This window comes from Halomonas maura (assembly GCF_030409305.1).
Taxonomy (GTDB): Bacteria; Pseudomonadota; Gammaproteobacteria; order Pseudomonadales; family Halomonadaceae; genus Halomonas; species Halomonas maura.
The window spans coordinates 40,427-56,505 of record NZ_JAUFPQ010000013.1; the positions used below are offsets into that span (position 1 = coordinate 40,427).

General features: G+C 69.6%; 18 protein-coding genes. 14 read left to right on the top strand and 4 right to left on the bottom strand.

Going from position 1 to position 16,079, the window contains the following annotated elements; genetic code table 11:
- Positions 1-49: 49 nt before the first annotated feature.
- On the top strand, positions 50-358 hold the full coding sequence (locus QWY76_RS07040; protein WP_290310405.1) for a hypothetical protein: 309 nt from the start codon (positions 50-52) through the stop codon (positions 356-358).
- A 57-nt stretch (positions 359-415) separates the two neighbouring features.
- Here the strand turns inward: QWY76_RS07040 and QWY76_RS07045 are convergent, their stop codons facing one another.
- Entirely contained in the window at positions 416-1,228 is an 813-nt protein-coding gene (locus QWY76_RS07045; protein ID WP_290310406.1) for a helix-turn-helix transcriptional regulator, read from the bottom strand.
- Positions 1,229-1,398: 170 nt separating this feature from the next.
- Here QWY76_RS07045 and QWY76_RS07050 point away from each other — a divergent pair, with 170 nt between their 5' ends.
- The 4 genes from QWY76_RS07050 (at position 1,399) to QWY76_RS07065 (ending at position 4,893) form a co-directional block, all read left to right on the top strand.
- Positions 1,399-2,871 (top strand): alanine/glycine:cation symporter family protein, encoded by a 1,473-nt coding sequence (locus QWY76_RS07050; protein WP_290310407.1) that lies wholly within the window; start codon positions 1,399-1,401, stop codon positions 2,869-2,871.
- A 105-nt stretch (positions 2,872-2,976) separates the two neighbouring features.
- Positions 2,977-3,210 carry a hypothetical protein gene (locus QWY76_RS07055; protein WP_353960395.1) on the top strand — a complete coding sequence of 78 codons (234 nt, stop codon included), beginning with the start codon at positions 2,977-2,979 and terminating at the stop codon, positions 3,208-3,210.
- A gap of 2 nt (positions 3,211-3,212) precedes the next feature.
- The gene (locus QWY76_RS07060; protein ID WP_290310408.1) at positions 3,213-4,220 is read left to right on the top strand and encodes an asparaginase; all 1,008 of its coding nucleotides are present in this window, start codon (positions 3,213-3,215) and stop codon (positions 4,218-4,220) included.
- Between the two features lie 124 nt (positions 4,221-4,344).
- On the top strand, positions 4,345-4,893 hold the full coding sequence (locus tag QWY76_RS07065; RefSeq protein ID WP_290310410.1) for a COG4315 family predicted lipoprotein: 549 nt from the start codon (positions 4,345-4,347) through the stop codon (positions 4,891-4,893).
- Here the strand turns inward: QWY76_RS07065 and QWY76_RS07070 are convergent.
- The gene (locus tag QWY76_RS07070) at positions 4,890-5,177 is read right to left on the bottom strand and encodes a DUF4235 domain-containing protein (RefSeq protein WP_290310412.1); all 288 of its coding nucleotides are present in this window, start codon (positions 5,175-5,177) and stop codon (positions 4,890-4,892) included. The two genes, QWY76_RS07065 and QWY76_RS07070, sit on opposite strands and share 4 nt — an antisense overlap.
- Positions 5,178-5,370: 193 nt before the next feature.
- Between QWY76_RS07070 and QWY76_RS07075 the strand changes: the two genes are divergently transcribed.
- From QWY76_RS07075 to QWY76_RS07105, 7 genes are all read left to right on the top strand, one after another.
- Entirely contained in the window at positions 5,371-6,402 is a 1,032-nt protein-coding gene (locus QWY76_RS07075; protein WP_290310413.1) for a sodium:calcium antiporter, read from the top strand.
- Positions 6,403-6,545: 143 nt separating this feature from the next.
- On the top strand, positions 6,546-7,232 hold the full coding sequence (locus QWY76_RS07080) for an HAD-IA family hydrolase (protein ID WP_290310784.1): 687 nt from the start codon (positions 6,546-6,548) through the stop codon (positions 7,230-7,232).
- A 198-nt stretch (positions 7,233-7,430) separates the two neighbouring features.
- A complete protein-coding gene (locus tag QWY76_RS07085) occupies positions 7,431-8,453 on the top strand; it encodes a LacI family DNA-binding transcriptional regulator (RefSeq protein ID WP_290310414.1) in 1,023 nt (340 codons plus the stop codon).
- A gap of 250 nt (positions 8,454-8,703) precedes the next feature.
- A complete protein-coding gene (locus QWY76_RS07090; protein ID WP_290310415.1) occupies positions 8,704-9,687 on the top strand; it encodes a sugar kinase in 984 nt (327 codons plus the stop codon).
- A gap of 9 nt (positions 9,688-9,696) precedes the next feature.
- Positions 9,697-10,683: a 2-hydroxyacid dehydrogenase gene (locus QWY76_RS07095; protein WP_290310416.1), complete on the top strand. Its 987-nt coding sequence runs from the start codon at positions 9,697-9,699 to the stop codon at positions 10,681-10,683.
- An 81-nt stretch (positions 10,684-10,764) separates the two neighbouring features.
- Positions 10,765-11,448, top strand: a complete 684-nt coding sequence (locus QWY76_RS07100) for an HAD-IA family hydrolase (RefSeq protein WP_290310417.1) — start codon at positions 10,765-10,767, stop codon at positions 11,446-11,448.
- Between the two features lie 103 nt (positions 11,449-11,551).
- Positions 11,552-11,926 (top strand): translation initiation factor Sui1, encoded by a 375-nt coding sequence (locus QWY76_RS07105; RefSeq protein WP_290310418.1) that lies wholly within the window; start codon positions 11,552-11,554, stop codon positions 11,924-11,926.
- 72 nt (positions 11,927-11,998) lie between these two features.
- Here the strand turns inward: QWY76_RS07105 and QWY76_RS07110 are convergent, their stop codons facing one another.
- Positions 11,999-13,171 (bottom strand): MFS transporter, encoded by a 1,173-nt coding sequence (locus QWY76_RS07110; protein WP_290310419.1) that lies wholly within the window; start codon positions 13,169-13,171, stop codon positions 11,999-12,001.
- A gap of 120 nt (positions 13,172-13,291) precedes the next feature.
- Here QWY76_RS07110 and QWY76_RS07115 point away from each other — a divergent pair, with 120 nt between their 5' ends.
- A complete protein-coding gene (locus QWY76_RS07115) occupies positions 13,292-14,140 on the top strand; it encodes a helix-turn-helix transcriptional regulator (protein WP_290310420.1) in 849 nt (282 codons plus the stop codon).
- 18 nt (positions 14,141-14,158) lie between these two features.
- Here the strand turns inward: QWY76_RS07115 and QWY76_RS07120 are convergent, their stop codons facing one another.
- Entirely contained in the window at positions 14,159-15,013 is an 855-nt protein-coding gene (locus QWY76_RS07120; protein WP_290310421.1) for an NAD-dependent protein deacetylase, read from the bottom strand.
- 174 nt (positions 15,014-15,187) lie between these two features.
- Between QWY76_RS07120 and QWY76_RS07125 the strand changes: the two genes are divergently transcribed.
- Entirely contained in the window at positions 15,188-16,078 is an 891-nt protein-coding gene (locus QWY76_RS07125) for a nuclease-related domain-containing protein (RefSeq protein WP_290310422.1), read from the top strand.
- The last annotated feature ends 1 nt before the right edge of the window (position 16,079 follow it).

The following is a 16,079-nucleotide window of genomic DNA, read 5'->3' on the forward strand; positions in this document are numbered from 1 at the left end:
CCCGCCGCCCACCGGCCGCCATGCCGGTGGGCGTCATGCGAGCCCCGCCATGCACAACCTCTGGATCCCCGTCGTCGCCATCCTCGCCGCCGCCGGCCTGATCGTCGGCGCCCAGGTGGTCTCCGAGACCCGGCGCGACGCGCAGGTCGCCGCGCGCATCGCCGAGCGCCTCGACACCACCGAACGCGTCGACCTCTCGCACCTCATCGAGGTCAACAAGGGCTACGGCCTGTGCGGCGACTACGCGTTGCCCGATGGCCCCGCCGCCCGCTTCTACTACCACACCGTCACCGAGCGCCTGGCGCTGGATGACGCCGCGCCCCTCTACCGCGACAACTGCGCCCGCGTCGCTCGCTGAGACGCCGCCTCGGAGCGGGCAGCCACCCCGTCGCTTCCCGCCACCGAACGGCGCGCCTCAGAAACGGGCCCGGAAGTGCCACTCGTCGGCACCGACGTCGTTGCGGATCGCCGCGACGATCCCGGGGTCGAGGGCCGGGTCGTCCCGGGCATACAGGCCACAGCGGGCCAGCGCCCGACGCGGGCTGACCGGCTCGCTCAGCCGCTCGTAGACCACCCGCACGCAGCAAGGCATGCGCTCGCTGCTGTCGGCCACGCCCAGCTTGAGGCCGGTGAGCCGCGACACGTGGCTCTTGAAGCTGGGAAACAGGATGGTCTGGGTGATCTCGTGGCCGTTGAGCGACTCGTGGTCGATCAGGAACAGGCGGTCGGTGAGCAACAGCGCCATCCCGCGGTAGCGGTTGTGGCAGGGCCGGTTGTCGGAGGGCGAGCGCATGCGCTCGGTGCGCTGGTAGAGCACGCGATCGCCATGGCGCTCGAGACACACCAGGGTGCACAGCACGCTGCCGGGCCGGGACATCGACAGGTAGTACTCGTAGTAGCAGCCGAGGTAGCGCGCCATGCCGGGCGTGCCCTGGGCGAGCAGGCCGTCGGGAATCCCCGCTGAGGGCGAGTCGGCGGCCGGCGCCTCGCCGCCCCGGGGCTTCAGTCGCACCAGCGGCTGGAAGTCCGCATGGGGCAGCAGGATCTCGTGGACCTCGACCCCGAAGAAGTCGCAGATCCGGCGCATGGTGTGGTCGGCGGGCTTGTAGCGCCCACTGAGATAGCGGTTGAACTGCGCCCGGTTGATATCGAGCCGGCGACACACCTCGGCGATGGAGCGGTAGTAGCTGCACAGCAGCCGCAGGTTGGCCGCGAAGTCGTCATGCATGTCGGATCCTCTGCCCCGCGCCTGGACTGGCGCAGTCTGGCGCACTTGGTGCGCTGGATAGTGCGCCAGGCTGCAACAGGGCGTCAAATTCCATCCCGCTCGCGGAGTGCTTAAATCGGGCCCACGACTCGTAAGTGCCATCCACAACAACACAAGAGTGGAGACAATTGATGTTGGATTTCCTCAACGACCTGCTGTGGGGCAAGGTCCTGCTCGTGCTGCTGATCGCGGTCGGGGTCGGTTTCACCCTGGCCTCGCGCTTCGTGCAGTTTCGCTACTTCGGCCGCATGTTCCGCATCCTCGGCGCCAGCCAGGCCTTCCGGCGCGACAAGCACGGCCATCTGAGCTCCTTCCAGGCGCTGGTGCTGTCGGTGGCCGGCCGGGTCGGCGGCGGCAACATCGCCGGCGTGGCCGTGGCCATCACCCTCGGCGGCCCGGGCGCCGTGTTCTGGATGTGGGTGGTCGGCCTGATGGGCATGGCCACCAGCTTCCTCGAGTGCACCCTGGCCCAGACCTACAAGGAAGCCGAGGCGGACGGCACCTACCGCGGCGGGCCGGCCTACTACATCGCCCGCGGGCTCGGCCGTCGCTGGCGCTGGCTGGCCGGCCTCTACTCGGTGCTGCTGCTGGCGACCTTCGGCTTCGCCTTCACCGCCCTGCAGTCCTACGCCGTGGCGACCTCCTTCGGCGATGCCTTCGGCGTGCCGGTGCTCTACAGCGGCCTCGCCCTGGCCCTGCTGGTGGGCCTGATCATCTTCGGCGGCATCAAGCGCATCGCGCGCATCTCCGAGGTGCTGGTGCCCTTCATGGCCGGCGGCTATATCCTCATCGCGCTGCTCGTGCTGATCCTCAACATCACCGAGATCCCCGCGGTGGTCTCGCTGATCGTCAAGAGCGCCTTCGGCCTCGAACCGGCCATCGGCGGCGGCATCGGCGCGGCGATCCTGATGGGCGTCAAGCGCGGCCTGTTCTCCAACGAGGCGGGCCTCGGCAGCGCGCCGAACGTGGCGGCGGTGGCCTATGTGCCGCACCCGGCCAACCAGGGCATCGTCCAGGCCTTCTCGGTGTTCATCGACACCGTGATCATCTGCTCGGCCACCGCCTTCATGATCCTGCTCAGCGGCGTCTACGACCCGGCCTCGACCAATGAGGTCGCGGGCATCGCCCTGACCCAGGCCTCGCTGGCCGACCACGTCGGCGAATGGGGCCGTACCTTCGTCAGCCTGGCGCTGCTGCTGTTCGCCTTCAGCACCATCCTCTACAACTACTACCTGGGCGAGAACAGCCTCAACTTCTTCAGCCGCGACAACCATACCCTGTTCAATGCCTTCCGGGTGGCCATCGTGCTGCTGGTCTGCTGGGGCGCGACCACCGACCTGGGCACCGTCTTCGGCTTCGCCGACGTGACCATGGGCCTGCTGGCGGTGGCCAACCTGATCGCGCTGATCCTGCTGTTCAAGCCGGGCCTGCGCATCCTCAAGGACTTCGACGCCCAGCAGCGTGACGGCATCAAGCAGCCGATCTTCGATGCCAGCCAGCACCCCGACCTCGACCTGGATCCCAAGGCCTGGGAGATCGAGCCGGAAGACCTGGCGCGCATGCATGAGGTGCTCGGCAACGCGCCGGCCAGCGCCAAGGACTGATGCCCCGCGGCACCCGCCTGCCGGCCCCCCGGCAGGCCAGCGGCCCCGCCCGGGCGGGGCCGTCTTGCATCCCCCTTTGACTGCGTTGGTTGAGTGAGCGACCTCATGACGACACGTACGGAACACGACCTGCTCGGTGACATCACGCTTCCCGGCGAGGCCCGGTACGGCAGCCAGACCCAACGGGCCGTGGACAACTTCACGATCACCGGCGTGCCGATCCGCCATTTCCCGGAGCCGGTCCGCGCGCTGGCGATGGTCGACTCGGCCTGCACCCTGCCGCAGACCCGCTGCATCGAGGGCATCCAGGCCATCCTGCCCCCCCGCCAGGAGGCCTGAGCATGCCACGCCTGCTGATCCTTCACACCGGCGGCACCATCGGCATGCTGCCCTCTCCCCGCGGCTACGTGCCGGGAACCGACTTCGCCGAGCGCCTGGCCCGGCAGCTGGCCGGCCAGGCCCTGCCCGACTACCGGCTGGTCGAGCTGGCTCCGCTGATCGACAGCGCCGACCTCGCCCCGGCGGACTGGAACCGTATCGTCGCCGCCCTGGCCGAACGCTGGCACGACTACGCTGGCGTCGTGATCCTGCATGGCACCGACACCCTGGCCCATACCGCCTCGGCACTGTCGTTCATGCTCGGCGCCCTGGACAAGCCGGTGGTGCTCACCGGCGCCCAGATCCCGCTGGGCGAGCCGCGCAGCGACGCCCCCACCAACCTGGCCACCGCCCTGCAGGTGGCCGCCGACCCGTCTGGCCCGCCGGAGGTCTGCATCGCCTTCCATGACCGGCTGCTGCGCGGCAACCGGGCCCGCAAGGTACGCAGCCAGGGACTGGATGCCTTCGACTCGCCCGATGCCCCCTGGCTCGGCGAGGCCGGCATCGACCTGGCCCTGCATGTCCCGCGGGCGCTGCCCCCCGGCACGCCGGATTTCACGCCGCTGACCTTCGCCGACGGCGCGGTGGCCATGCTGCCGGTGCATCCCGGCCTGTCGCCGGCGCTGCTGGACGCGGTGCTGGCGGCGCCGGCGCTCCGGGGCCTGGTGTTGGCCACCTATGGCGTCGGCAACCCGCCCGGCCTGGCGGGCGCGCTCGTCGAGCGGCTCGGCCGGGCCCGCCAGGCCGGGGTGGTCGTCGTCAACGTCACCCAGTGCCACCAGGGGCGGGTGCACCAGGGCGCCTACGCCAGCGGGGCGGCGCTCAATGATGCCGGGGTGGTCGCCGGCCAGGACCTCACGCCGGAGGCGGCGATCACCAAGCTGCAGGTGCTGATCGCCCGTGGCCTGGCCGGCGAGGCCCTCGCCTCGGCGATGGCGACGCCGCGGTGCGGCGAGATGACGGCGGCCTGACACCGCCCGGCACATCGCGGCGCTCGGGCAGACGACACCGCAGGACTTGTCCTAGAGTGGGAGTGACGTCTTCAATCGGGAGAGCGAGATGAAGGGGCGAATACCAGGCACGGCATCGGTCTTGATGTTGGCCACACTGCTGCTGGCGGCGCCCGTCACCCTGCAGGCGGCCTCGCAGACGGCGACGGATGACGCGGTGGCGGGCCAGGAGGCCGACGAGGCCACCAAGGACCTGGACAGCGTGCCCGAGCCGGTCGAGCAGGCGCGCCTCGAGACGCGGCAGCAGGACGACTACGGTCCCTACCTCACCGACCGCGAGGGCATGAGCCTGTACCTGTTCGCGATGGAGGAGCCGGGGGGTGGCAGCCACTGCGCGCAGTCCTGCGCCATCGCCTGGCCGCCCTATGCCACCCGCCAGGCGCCCCAGGCCGGCGAGGGGGTCGATGCCGACAAGCTCGCCACCCTCGAGCGCGAGGACGGCACCCGCCAGGTGACCTACGCCGGCTGGCCGCTCTACTACTTCAGCGGCGACAAGGAGGCCGGCGACGCCCTCGGCCAGGGCGTGCACCACCTCGGGGCGGCCTGGTACCTGGTGTCGCCCGACGGCGAGCGGATCGAGCGGGGCCAGCGCCAGTCGTCCCCCGACTCGCCGGAAGGGAGCCCCGGCGACTAGTCGCCCAGGTGGTCCAGGGCGCGCCGAGGACGGCGGCGCTCGCCGCGGCGGCGCGCCTCATCGCCCAGGCGGTGGCCGACCACCCTGGCCACCCCGACCAGGGCGCCGCTCGCCATGCCCCAGATCAGGGCCTCCCGCCACCGGGTATCGCGGCGTCCCGGGTTCTCCGGCGGGGCGGCCCCGGCCGTCTTGCGGTAGGCCTCCCGGGCGGTGTGCCGGGTCAACAGCCCGGCGCCGATGACGGCCGTATAGCCGACCACCGACCAGAGCATTTTCCGTTTCATGGCTTGACGGCCTCCGGTTGTACGCTGTGGACTGGCGGATCAGTGCCGCCCCTCCCTGAATATCATGGCAGGGCGCCGCCATCATCGCCCAGCGCCCCTCAGCAGGAGCCGACATGCCCGATATCCCCAGCGCCCGGCCGGCACGTGCGGGGCGACTCGCGCCCCGCCCCTTCCGCTCGACGGGGGCTTGCCCTTGCTGACGGACCTCGCCCTCGGCACCGCCGCCGCGCTGTTTGTCGGTTGCACCCTGGTGATCGGCGTGGCGGGCACCCGGCTGGCCCATATCGTCGACGACCTGGCCGACCGCACCGGGCTCGGCGAGGCCATCGCCGGCGCCGTGCTGCTGGGCATGGCCACCTCGCTGTCGGGGCTGGTGCTGTCGGTGTCCGCGGCGCTGGCCGACCGCCCGACCCTGGCCATGAGCAATGCCCTGGGCGGCATCGCCGTGCAGACCCTGTTCCTGACCATCGCCGACCTGGTCCATCGGCGGGCCAACCTGGAACATGCCGCCGCCTCCGTCGGCAACCTGATGCAGGGAGGGCTGCTGCTGTGCCTGCTGTCGCTGGTGCTGGTGGGTCGCTTCGCTCCCGAGTGGACCCTGTGGCAGGTTCATCCGGTGACCCCGCTACTGTTGCTGATCTACCTGTTCGGGCTGCGCCTCGCGGATCGCACCAAGGAAAGGCCCATGTGGCGCCCGGCCCAGACCCGCGAGACACAGCCCGACATCCCCGACGAGCAGGCCATGAACCGCTCGGCCCCGGGCCTGTGGCTGAGCTTCCTGGGCCTGGCCATGGCGCTGGGGGCGAGCGGCTGGCTGCTCGAGCGCGCCGCCTCGGTGATCGCCGCCGAGACCGGCCTCGGCCAGTCGGTGGTGGGCGCGCTGATGACCGCGGTGGTGACCTCGCTGCCGGAGCTGGTCACCTCGGTGGCGGCGGTGCGACGGGGCGCCCTGACCCTGGCCGTGGCCGGCATCATCGGTGGCAACGCCTTCGACACCCTCTTCGTGGCCGCCTCGGACGTCGCCTATCGGGGCGGGTCGATCTATCACGCCATCCCCGACCCGGTGGCGCTGTGGGTCGCGCTGTCGCTGCTGATGACCGCCATCCTGATGGTCGGGATGATCCACCGCGAGCGCCTGGGGCCGGGCCGCATCGGCTTCGAGAGCCTGGCCATCGCCGGCTGCTACCTGGCCGGCGTGCTGTCCCTGCTGTTCACTTCCGGCTGAATCCGTCGCCCACAGGAGACGGGGCTTGCAACTTTGAAAACAGTGTTCACAAAATAGGGAAACTGGGCTTTAATGAATGATGAGCGCTGCCGATATGACACAATAGCGTGCATAACTTCCTGACATACCTGCGAGGTCTGATGATGGCACGCCCTCTCTGCCTGCTCTTCGATTGCGACGGCACCCTGGTCGACAGTGAACCCCTGCTGGCCGACGAGATGGAGACGAGCCTCACCGCCGTGGGCCTGCCCTTCCAGGCCAGCGATTACATCGGAGAGTTCCGCGGCGCCCGCTTCCGCCATATCGTCGCCGAGCTGGAACGCCGCCACGGCACGGTGGATCCCCTGCGGCTCGAGGTCCTGGAGCGCGACATGCGCGCCAACCTCAACCGGCGCCTGGCGACCGACCTCAAGCCCATCACCGGCGCCACCGAGGCCCTGGCCAGCCTCACCGGCCACCCCATGGGCGTGGTCTCCAACGGCCCGGTGAACAAGATCCGCACCTCCCTGATGGCGACCCGGCTGGAAGCCGTCTTCGGCGACCACCTGTTCAGCGCCTACGAGGCCCAGTGCTGGAAACCCGACCCCCGCCTGTTCCGCCATGCCGCCGCGATGATGGGCTATGCCCCCGAGGACTGCGTGGCCATCGACGACGCCCTCGTCGGGGTCAAGGCCGCCCTGGCCGCCGGCATGACGGTGATCCACCTCAACCGCTTCCCCGACGCCGAGGAAACCCCCGAAGGCGCCCTGACCATCACCAGCATGTTCCAGCTGCCCAGGGTGATCGGCCAACTGGAGAGCACTCGCCACCTGGCGGCTTCCCAGGCCTGATGGCCACCGCTTCTGGCCCACTACCGACGATCCGGCTCTCAGGCGCCAAGGCGCCGTCGGGGAGCGCCCGAGCCATGTCGGCGCCCGCGAGTCGGGGCCCGCTGAGCCCCCCCCGACCTTTGTCTAGCCCCGACGGCTTGCCGACCGACACTCTCCGCGCCTACGATGGTAACGTTCCCATTTCAGACCGCACCGCCGATGCCCGAGAACGCCCAACGCGCCACCCTCCTGGAAGTCGCCCGTGACGCTGGCGTCTCCAAGACCAGCGTCTCCCGCTATTTCGGCGGCGAACGGGAACGCCTGTCGCGAGACATGCAGCGACGCATCGCGGCCAGCGCCACGCGCCTGGGCTATCGCCCGAACCAGATGGCCCGAGGGCTCAAGGGCGGCCGCTCGCGCCTGATCGGCATGCTGGTGGCGGACATCCGCAACCCCTTCTCGATTGCGGTGATGCACGGGATGGAACAGGCCTGTCGGGAGCAGGGCCTCTCGCTGATGGTCTGCAACACCGACAATGATCCGGCCCTGGAACGCGAGCACCTGGCCCTGCTCGCCGGTTACCAGGTGGAGGGGCTGGTCATCAACGCCGCCGGCCGGCCCAGCCGGGAGCTCGAGGCCCTGGCCGCCCAGGGCACTCCGCTGGTGCTGCTCGACCGCGCGCTGGGCGACGTCGATGCCGACGTGGTAGGGCTCGACAACGCCCGCGCCATCGATACCGCCCTCGACCACCTGCAGACCCAGGGCTATGGCGAACTGCTCTACGTCAGCGAACCGCCGGCCGAGGCCAGCTCGCGCCAGGCCCGCCTGGCGCGCTTCCGCGAGCAGCTCGCCGCCCGCGGCCTGGGCGGCGAAGCGTGCTGCCTGGCGCTCGATGACAATGCCCCGGCGCTCAGGCGCGCCATCGCCGAATTCCTGGACGCCCCGGCAGGAGCTCCCCGGGCGCTGCTGTGCGCCAACGGCAACGTCACCCTGGCGGTGACCCGGGCGCTGCAGGCCCTCGACGTCACCCTGGGCGAGACCGGCCTGATGGGCATCGACGAGCTCGACTGGTGCAACCTGGTCGCCCCCGGTATCACCACCCTCGCCCAGCCCACCGAGGACATCGGCCGGACGGCGGTGGACAGCCTGCTGCAGCGCCGGAGGGAGCGCGAACGGCCGGCGCCGCCGCGGCACATTCACTACCCGGCCGAGCTCATCGCCCGCGGCTCGACCCGTCGCTGATTCCTCACCCCTCAAGGAGCTACCGTGACCGATGCCTCGCCCAGCCCCTCTCGCCCTGCGATGGTAACGTTCCCAGACAACCTGCCACCGACGCCCGGCGCGCGCTGATGGGGCGATTCCCGTCCGGGGCACCGCGGGCCATCGCGTCCCCGCTGCTGGCCCCCGACCCGGCCGCCTTCCCCCGCGAGCAGCTCAAGCGACCGCGCACGCGCTACCCCTCACACACGCTGAACCGAACGGAGACGCCACCATGCCTGCCTCCACGCCCTCTCCCGAGATCCTCGCCTTCGGCGAGGCCATGACCCTGTTTGTCGCCGAGGCCTCCGGCGACCTGGCCGCTGCCGAGCGCTTCCAGCGCCGCATCGCCGGCGCCGACACCAACGTGGCCATCGGCCTGGCCCGCCTGGGCTTTTGCGTCGGCTGGCTGAGCCGGGTCGGCGACGACGGCTTCGGCCGCTACCTCCGCGTTGCCCTTGAGGCCGAGGGCCTGGACTGTCGCCACCTGGTCAGCGATCCGTCCGCCTCCACCGGCCTGGTGTTCAAGGAGCGCGCCGAGGGCGGGGCCGACCCCCACGTCGAGTACTTCCGCCGCGGCAGCGCCGCCAGCCGCCTGTCGCCGGACGACGCCGCCACGGTGGACTTCGCCGCGGCGCGTCACCTGCACGCCACCGGCATCCCGCCGGCGGTCTCGGCGAGCTGCCGCGAGCTGTCCTGGCACATGCTCGACCAGGCCCGCCGCGCCGGCGCCAGCATCTCCTTCGACCCCAACCTGCGCCCCGGCCTGTGGGCCAGCGAGGCCGAGATGTGCGACACCCTCAACGCCATGGCCGGTTGCGCCGACTGGGTGCTGCCGGGGCTCGCCGAGGGGCGCCGCCTGACCGGCCTGGAGACGCCCCATGACATCGCCGGCTTCTACCTCGACCACGGCGCCAAGGCGGTGATCATCAAGCTGGGACCGGAGGGCAGCTACTACCGCGGCGGCCTCGACGGCCAGCCAACGAGCTTCACCGTGCCCGGCATCGCGGTGCGCGAGGTCGTCGACACCGTGGGTGCCGGCGACGGCTTCGCGGTCGGCGTGGTCAGCGCCCTGCTCGACGGCCGCTCGCCGCGCGAGGCGCTCCACCGCGGCAACCTGATCGGCGCCCTGGCCGTGCAGGTGCTCGGCGACATGGAGGGCCTGCCCAGCCGTGCGCGCCTCGACGAGCTCGAAGCCGCTCTCCCCGCACCGGATTGAGGAGCTCCCATGACCAAGCGCATCGTCGTCTATCGTCGCCTCCACGACGATCAGCTCGCGCAGCTGCAGCGCGATTTCCATGTCGACGTCTTCGAGCATCTCGAGGATCTCGACGACCCGGCCTTTCGCGCCGCCCTGCGCGAGGCCCATGGCCTGGTCGGTGCCAGCCGGCGCATCACCCCCGAACTGCTCGACGCGGCGCCCCGCCTGGAGGCCATCGCCAGCGTCTCGGTGGGCGTCGACCACTATCCGGTGGACGAGCTGACCCGGCGTGGCATCCTGCTGTGCAACACCCCGGACGTGCTCACCGAGACCACCGCCGACACCGCTTTCCTGCTGATCATGAGCGCCGCGCGCCGCGCCGTGGAACTCGCCGACTTCGTCACGCGAGGGGACTGGCGCGCGAGCATCGGCGAGGCGCAGTTCGGCAGCGACGTCCACGGCAAGACGCTGGGCATGGTCGGCATGGGCCGCATCGGCGCCGCCATCGCGCGGCGCGGCGCGCTGGGCTTCGGCATGCACGTGCGCTACTCGAACGCCTCGCCCAAGCCGGCGCTCGATGAGGAGCTGGGGGCGCGGCGCTGCACGCTCGATGCACTGCTCGGCGAGGCCGACTTCGTCTGCGTCACGGTGCCGCTCAGTGCCCAGACCGAGCGGCTGATCGGCGCGCGCGAGTTCGGCCTGATGCGCCCCTCGAGCATCTTCGTCAACGTCTCCCGGGGCAGGGTGGTCGACGAGGCCGCGCTGATCGAGGCCCTGGAGCAGGGCCGGATCCACGCCGCCGGCCTCGACGTCTTCGCGCAGGAGCCGCTGCCGGCGGACTCGCCGCTGCCGCACATGGCCAATGTCGTGGCCCTGCCGCATATCGGCTCGGCGACGCACGAGACTCGCACCGCCATGGCCCAGCGCGCGGTGGACAACATCCACTTGGCACTCCGCGGCGAGCGGCCGATCAGCCTGGTCAACGAGCAGGCATGGGCCGAGCGCCGTGCATGACCCTGGTCATTATCGATCCCTGATAGAGTGGACGCCGGCACGTCGCTCGACCGCCCACGCCCCTGCCCACGCGAGGTCCGCATGACATCTTCCCTCTGCCTGCTCTTCGACTCCGACGGCACCCTGGTCGACAGCGAGATCCTGCTCGCCCAGGTGATGGCGGAGACGCTGCCGCGCTATGGCCTGCCGTTCACCGCCCGCCAGTACATGGAGGAGTTCCGCGGCGTGCGCTTCCTGGCCATCGTCCGTCGGCTGGAGACGCGCCACGGCGCCCTCGACGAGGCCCGCGGCCAGGCCATGGAAGATGCCATGCGCGCGCGCATGGAGGAACGCATGCGCGAGGAGCTCGAGGCGATCGACGGCATGCCGGCGGCCCTCGAGGCCCTGGCCGCCTACCCCCGGGCGGTGGTCTCCAACGGCCCCGAGCGCAAGATCCGCTGCGCCATGGACAGCACCGGCCTGGCCCACCACTTCGGCGAGCGGCTGTTCAGCGCCTACACCCTGGGCGTGTGGAAGCCCGACCCGGCGCTCTATCTCAAGGCCGCCGAGGCGATGGGCTATCCGCCCGAGCGCTGCGTGGTGATCGACGACGCCGCCGTGGGCGTGGCCGCCGGCCTCGCCGCCGGCATGCAGGTGGTGCACCTCAACCACTTCCCCGACGAGGAGACCACCCCCGAGGGCGCCATCGCCATCCGCCACGCCGGCGAACTGCCGGCGGTGATCGCCGACCTGGCCGCGTCCCTGGCGACCGCCGACGCGACCTGAAGCGCTCGCCATCGGCTTGCGTTTTCCAACAGGGTGCGGGGATGCTGAACGATGAACAGCCACGGTATCATTACCGCCATATACATCATGCCCAGGAGGCCCCATGGCAACCCTGCAGGACCAGCTGCGCGGCCTGGTCTATTCCACCGAGCACGGCGAACTCTGCCCCGAGTGTCGTCAACCGCTCGCCGACTGCCGCTGCGCCGAGGCCGCCGAGGAGGATCGCCTGGCGAGCCTCGACGGCATCGTGCGGCTGCGCCGCGAGACCAAGGGGCGCAAGGGCAAGGGCGTGACCCTGGTCGAGGGCGTGCCGCTCAAGGCCGACGAGCTCAAGGCCCTGGCCAAGGCGCTCAAGAAGCGCTGCGGCACCGGCGGCGCCCTCAAGGAGGGCGTGATCGAGATTCAGGGCGACCAGCGCGAGGTGCTCAAGGCCGAACTCGAGCAGCGAGGCTTCAAGGTCAAGCTGGCCGGCGGCTGATCACCTCACGACGTGACGCATCGGCCCGGGCTCCGATCCTGCGGCACGATGCGCCACGCTCTCGTCAACGTGCTACTTGTGACTTAGAGTGCGCATGCCCAGCGGCAAGTTATCGATCTGTAACATCGCGCCAATCAGTGCCACACTCCCCGCCCCTACGGCCAGCCAAGGCGCCGCTAGCCCACCCGAGAGCGCAACTCCGCCTATCAAGGCACCGATCGCACTCCCCAGATAGAGCGCCGATTCGTTCAAAGCAACGGCTAAATTGCCGTCACCGCGATGACGACGGGCCTTCATCAACTCGTCGTTCTGCGGGACCTGCAATGCCCACCCGACCGCGCCCCACAGGGCGATGGGCAAGAGACCACTCCATGGTGACCAGGCCATCACGACAGGCAGCGCCAACAGGCTCGCTCCCAGCAGCAACATGATACCGAGCGTCAATCTCGGCCCCGAGCAGCGGTCGACCAGCACACCGATTAGAAGGCTCCCTACCATACCTCCGACGCCCCAGACCCACAGGAATGGCGTCAGCGTCGTTACGTCATAGCTATCCAGTAGCGGAGCGAAGAATGTATATAGCCCTAGGCTGGCAATGGCGGCGAACAGCGAGACCAGCAGCAGCCTAAGGACACGCATATCGCTCAACATTTGCAGTCGTTCACTGAGGGGAGATGGCGTGGCAGACGGCAGGTCGGGCAGGCGCCAGACGAGGCCCAGTAACGCGACCAGTCCAATTACGGCAATCAGCCAGAAGGCAACCTGCCACCCCCACTGCTGAGCGAGTATCAACCCGACCGGCACTCCCAGTACGGTGCCACTTGCCATGCCGCCCATGATGAGAGAAATGGACTTACCACGACGCTTTTCCGTCGAGACTTCAACTGCAGCGGCGATCCCAACCGCCAGAAAGGTTCCAGCCGCAAACCCGGCCAGCACGCGCAGCCCCATCAGCAGGTACATGCTCCCAGCAAGAGCGCTGGCCGCGTTGGCAACGACGAAAAGCCCCAGAGCCGCCAGCAGTCCAGCACGCTGACAGTCGGAAGGCAACATTGCGACCAGAAGAGGGGAGCCGATCCCATAAGCGAGGGTGAAAGCCGTGACGAGCTGGGCGGCCAGCGAGACAGACACGGAAAGCTCAGTCTCGATCAAGGGAATGAGCCCAGCGGTGATGTATGAAGCCATGCCGAGCGCGAAGGCCCCTACGGCGAGTAACCAAGGGGTGGCTTGAGAGTGGGGATGCATCAAATGACTCCTTTTTGACCGGTACATATCGAGGTCCGCGTATGGCGAACGCCATGCAGCTTGCACAGGGCAAAAAGGGGTTACAATTTATTCATTTATGCTATTACACGGAGGCATAGCATGGGAGAAAGCCGAACGCTGAAGCGCACTCGCAACGATCTCGAGGCTTTTCTTCGCACACGCCGCGAACGGCTCAAGCCACAGGACGTCGGTTTGCCGCCCGGTCGACGCCGTCGCACGCCAGGTCTACGACGCGAGGAGGTCGCGGCGCTGGCAGGTGTTGGAGTGACCTGGTACACCTGGCTGGAACAGGGACGTGACATCGGAGTATCGGCAGAATTCCTCGACAACCTGTCGCGAACGCTCAGGCTTGACGCAGCCGAGCGGCGGCATCTTTTCCTACTGACGCAAGACCGCCCGCCTGTCGAACCCGGCCAAACATGGTGCGAAGTGCCCGCCATGGTCAGGCGCCTGTTGGACGACTTGTCGGAACGCCCCTGCTACGTGCTGAATCTGCGCTGGGATGTACTGGCCTGGAACACCGTCGCAGATCGTATCTTCCACTTCTCGCGCCTGCCGGAGAGTGAAAGGAATCTACTCTGGATGCTGTTCACCGATTTAGAGCTTCGCGAGACCATTGATGATTGGGAGCATCAGGCGCCGGCGATCCTTTCGAGCTTTCGTCGAGACTATGCAAGGGCCGACGACGACCCCACCTTCGCCTCACTGGTCAAGCACCTCGACCAGGTATCGACAGATTTCCACCGCTGGTGGCAACGACACGACGTGAACGCACCCTGCCAGGGACGCCGCAGGCTCAACATCCCCGGCGTGGGTGGCGTCGAGTTCGACCACATCATGCTGATCGCCGATGACGTACGGCATCTGCGAGTGGTGTATTACGCGGCTCTCGAAAACCAGGACACCTCCCGACATTTCAGCGCGTGGTGTGATCATGCGAACAAATAATGCGAGTTCGTTAACGGTTCAAGCTGGCCAGCGGCTAGGGCCCTCCTCCAGCCTCTCGACCAGCGCCGCCAGTCCCGCCTCGGCGCTGGCGGCCACCTTGAGCGTATAGAGGTCGTCGGCGCGGGTGCGGCCCAGGTTGAGGCAGGCCAGCGGCTTGCCGGCCCGGGCGGCCTCGCGGGCGAAGCGGAAGCCGGAATAGACCATCAGCGACGAGCCCACCACCAGCAGGCCCTCGGCCTCCTCCAGCAGGGCGAAGGCCTCGGCCACCCTGGCCCTGGGCACGCTGTCGCCGAAGAACACCACGTCGGGCTTCCAGATGCCGTCGCCGCAGCGCGTGCAGGCCGGCACCCGGAAGGCGGCGAAATCGGCCTCGAGGTCGGCATCGCCATCCGGCCCCGCCCGGGCGCCGGTATCGAGCCAGCCGGGATTGCGCTCGGCCAGCTCGGCGTGCAGGGCATGGCGCATGCGACTCGCCCCGCAGCCCATGCAACGTACCCGATCGGCGCGGCCGTGCAGGTCGATCACCCGCCGTGAGCCGGCCCGTCGGTGCAGGCCGTCGACGTTCTGGGTGATCACCCCGGCCACGCGTCCCGCCGCCTCGAGCCGGACCAGGGCCCGGTGGGCGGCATTGGGCTCGGCCTGCTGCAGGGTCCGGAAGCCGATCAGCGCCCGCGCCCAGTAGCGCTGTCGGGCGGCGTGGCTGGCCATGAACACCTGGTGCCGCATGGGCGGCGAGCGCTTCCAGTCGCCGTGGTCGTCGCGATAGTCGGGGATGCCGCTGGCGGTACTGATGCCCGCCCCGCTGAGCACGGCGAGCCGCGGGGTATGCGCCACGAAGTCCGCCAGCCGGGCCAGGCCGGAATCCTCGCTCACCGGATCGGTCTCATATCGCCTCACTCCTCGCACTCCGCACTCCGCACTCCGCACTCCGCACTCCGCACTCCGCACTCCGCACTCCGCACTCCGCACTCCGCACGAACCGAGCATGGCCCTCGGGGGGCAAGGTTGTCTAGAATGGGTCGGATACCCCACGGGCAAGGATACCCGATGGCCTGGCTGGAATACCTGCTCCCCCTGATCTTCCTGTTTCCCCTGGCGGCATGCGCGGTGATCGTGGTGGCGCTGCGCAATCTCCACGACGCCCGCGTGAGCTCCCCCTTCGACGCCCATCCGCTGCGCGAACCCGGGCAATCGCTGCGCGACCGCCTCGACCGGGCCTTCGCCGGGCTGTTCCTGAATGGCGCCCTGGGGCCCATCGTCACCCTGGCGCCGCTGGTCTACGGCATGGGCCGCATGCTGTTCGCCAGCGAGCAGAACTGGCTCGAGTGGGCCTTCCATGGGGCACTGTCCACGGCGCTGGTGCTGGTGTTCTGCTTCCGGCTGATCCGCGACTTCCAGCGCATCCGGCGCCTCAAGCTGGGGCTGGCCTGCGAGCTGGCGGTGGGCCAGGAGCTCGAGCGGATGATCCGCCCCGAGTCCCACCCCTACGTGGTCTTCCATGACATGCCCGGCGGCGACGACACTCTGGACCATGTGGCGGTGACGCCCCACGGCGTCTTCGTCATCGAGACCCGCGCCCGCACGCCGGCCGTGACGCCGTCCGGCGAGGAGGACAACCGGGTCACCGTGGAGCGCGAACGGCTGCGCTTCCCCGGCTGGGCCGAGCGACGCCCGCTGCGCGAGACCCGCCGCGCCGTGCGCTGGCTGAGCGTCTGGCTGGAGAGGGAGGTGGGCCGGGCGGTGCCGGTGCAGGGGATCCTGGCGCTGCCGGGCTGGCGGATCGAGGAGGCCGATGCCGCGGGGGACCTGCTGGTGGTCAGCGGCGAGGCCCTGGCGGACCGGCTGGCCGGTGTCCGGCTCGGCGAGCGCGACGCTGCCACCCATGATGCGGTGATCGGCGCCCTGCACCGCCACGCGGCCCGCGGCCTCCCGGCCTAGC

Coding starts and splice junctions, on each gene's coding strand:
- QWY76_RS07065 (WP_290310410.1), top strand. CDS start 4,345: ATGTTGGCCACACTGCTGCTGGCGGCGCCCGTCACCCTGCAGGCGGCC.
- QWY76_RS07080 (WP_290310784.1), top strand. CDS start 6,546: ATGGCACGCCCTCTCTGCCTGCTCTTCGATTGCGACGGCACCCTGGTC.
- QWY76_RS07055 (WP_353960395.1), top strand. CDS start 2,977: ATGACGACACGTACGGAACACGACCTGCTCGGTGACATCACGCTTCCC.
- QWY76_RS07045 (WP_290310406.1), bottom strand. CDS start 1,228: ATGCATGACGACTTCGCGGCCAACCTGCGGCTGCTGTGCAGCTACTAC.
- QWY76_RS07115 (WP_290310420.1), top strand. CDS start 13,292: ATGGGAGAAAGCCGAACGCTGAAGCGCACTCGCAACGATCTCGAGGCT.
- QWY76_RS07070 (WP_290310412.1), bottom strand. CDS start 5,177: ATGAAACGGAAAATGCTCTGGTCGGTGGTCGGCTATACGGCCGTCATC.
- QWY76_RS07095 (WP_290310416.1), top strand. CDS start 9,697: ATGACCAAGCGCATCGTCGTCTATCGTCGCCTCCACGACGATCAGCTC.
- QWY76_RS07105 (WP_290310418.1), top strand. CDS start 11,552: ATGGCAACCCTGCAGGACCAGCTGCGCGGCCTGGTCTATTCCACCGAG.
- QWY76_RS07090 (WP_290310415.1), top strand. CDS start 8,704: ATGCCTGCCTCCACGCCCTCTCCCGAGATCCTCGCCTTCGGCGAGGCC.
- QWY76_RS07125 (WP_290310422.1), top strand. CDS start 15,188: ATGGCCTGGCTGGAATACCTGCTCCCCCTGATCTTCCTGTTTCCCCTG.
- QWY76_RS07050 (WP_290310407.1), top strand. CDS start 1,399: ATGTTGGATTTCCTCAACGACCTGCTGTGGGGCAAGGTCCTGCTCGTG.
- QWY76_RS07100 (WP_290310417.1), top strand. CDS start 10,765: ATGACATCTTCCCTCTGCCTGCTCTTCGACTCCGACGGCACCCTGGTC.
- QWY76_RS07110 (WP_290310419.1), bottom strand. CDS start 13,171: ATGCATCCCCACTCTCAAGCCACCCCTTGGTTACTCGCCGTAGGGGCC.
- QWY76_RS07085 (WP_290310414.1), top strand. CDS start 7,431: ATGCCCGAGAACGCCCAACGCGCCACCCTCCTGGAAGTCGCCCGTGAC.
- QWY76_RS07060 (WP_290310408.1), top strand. CDS start 3,213: ATGCCACGCCTGCTGATCCTTCACACCGGCGGCACCATCGGCATGCTG.
- QWY76_RS07040 (WP_290310405.1), top strand. CDS start 50: ATGCACAACCTCTGGATCCCCGTCGTCGCCATCCTCGCCGCCGCCGGC.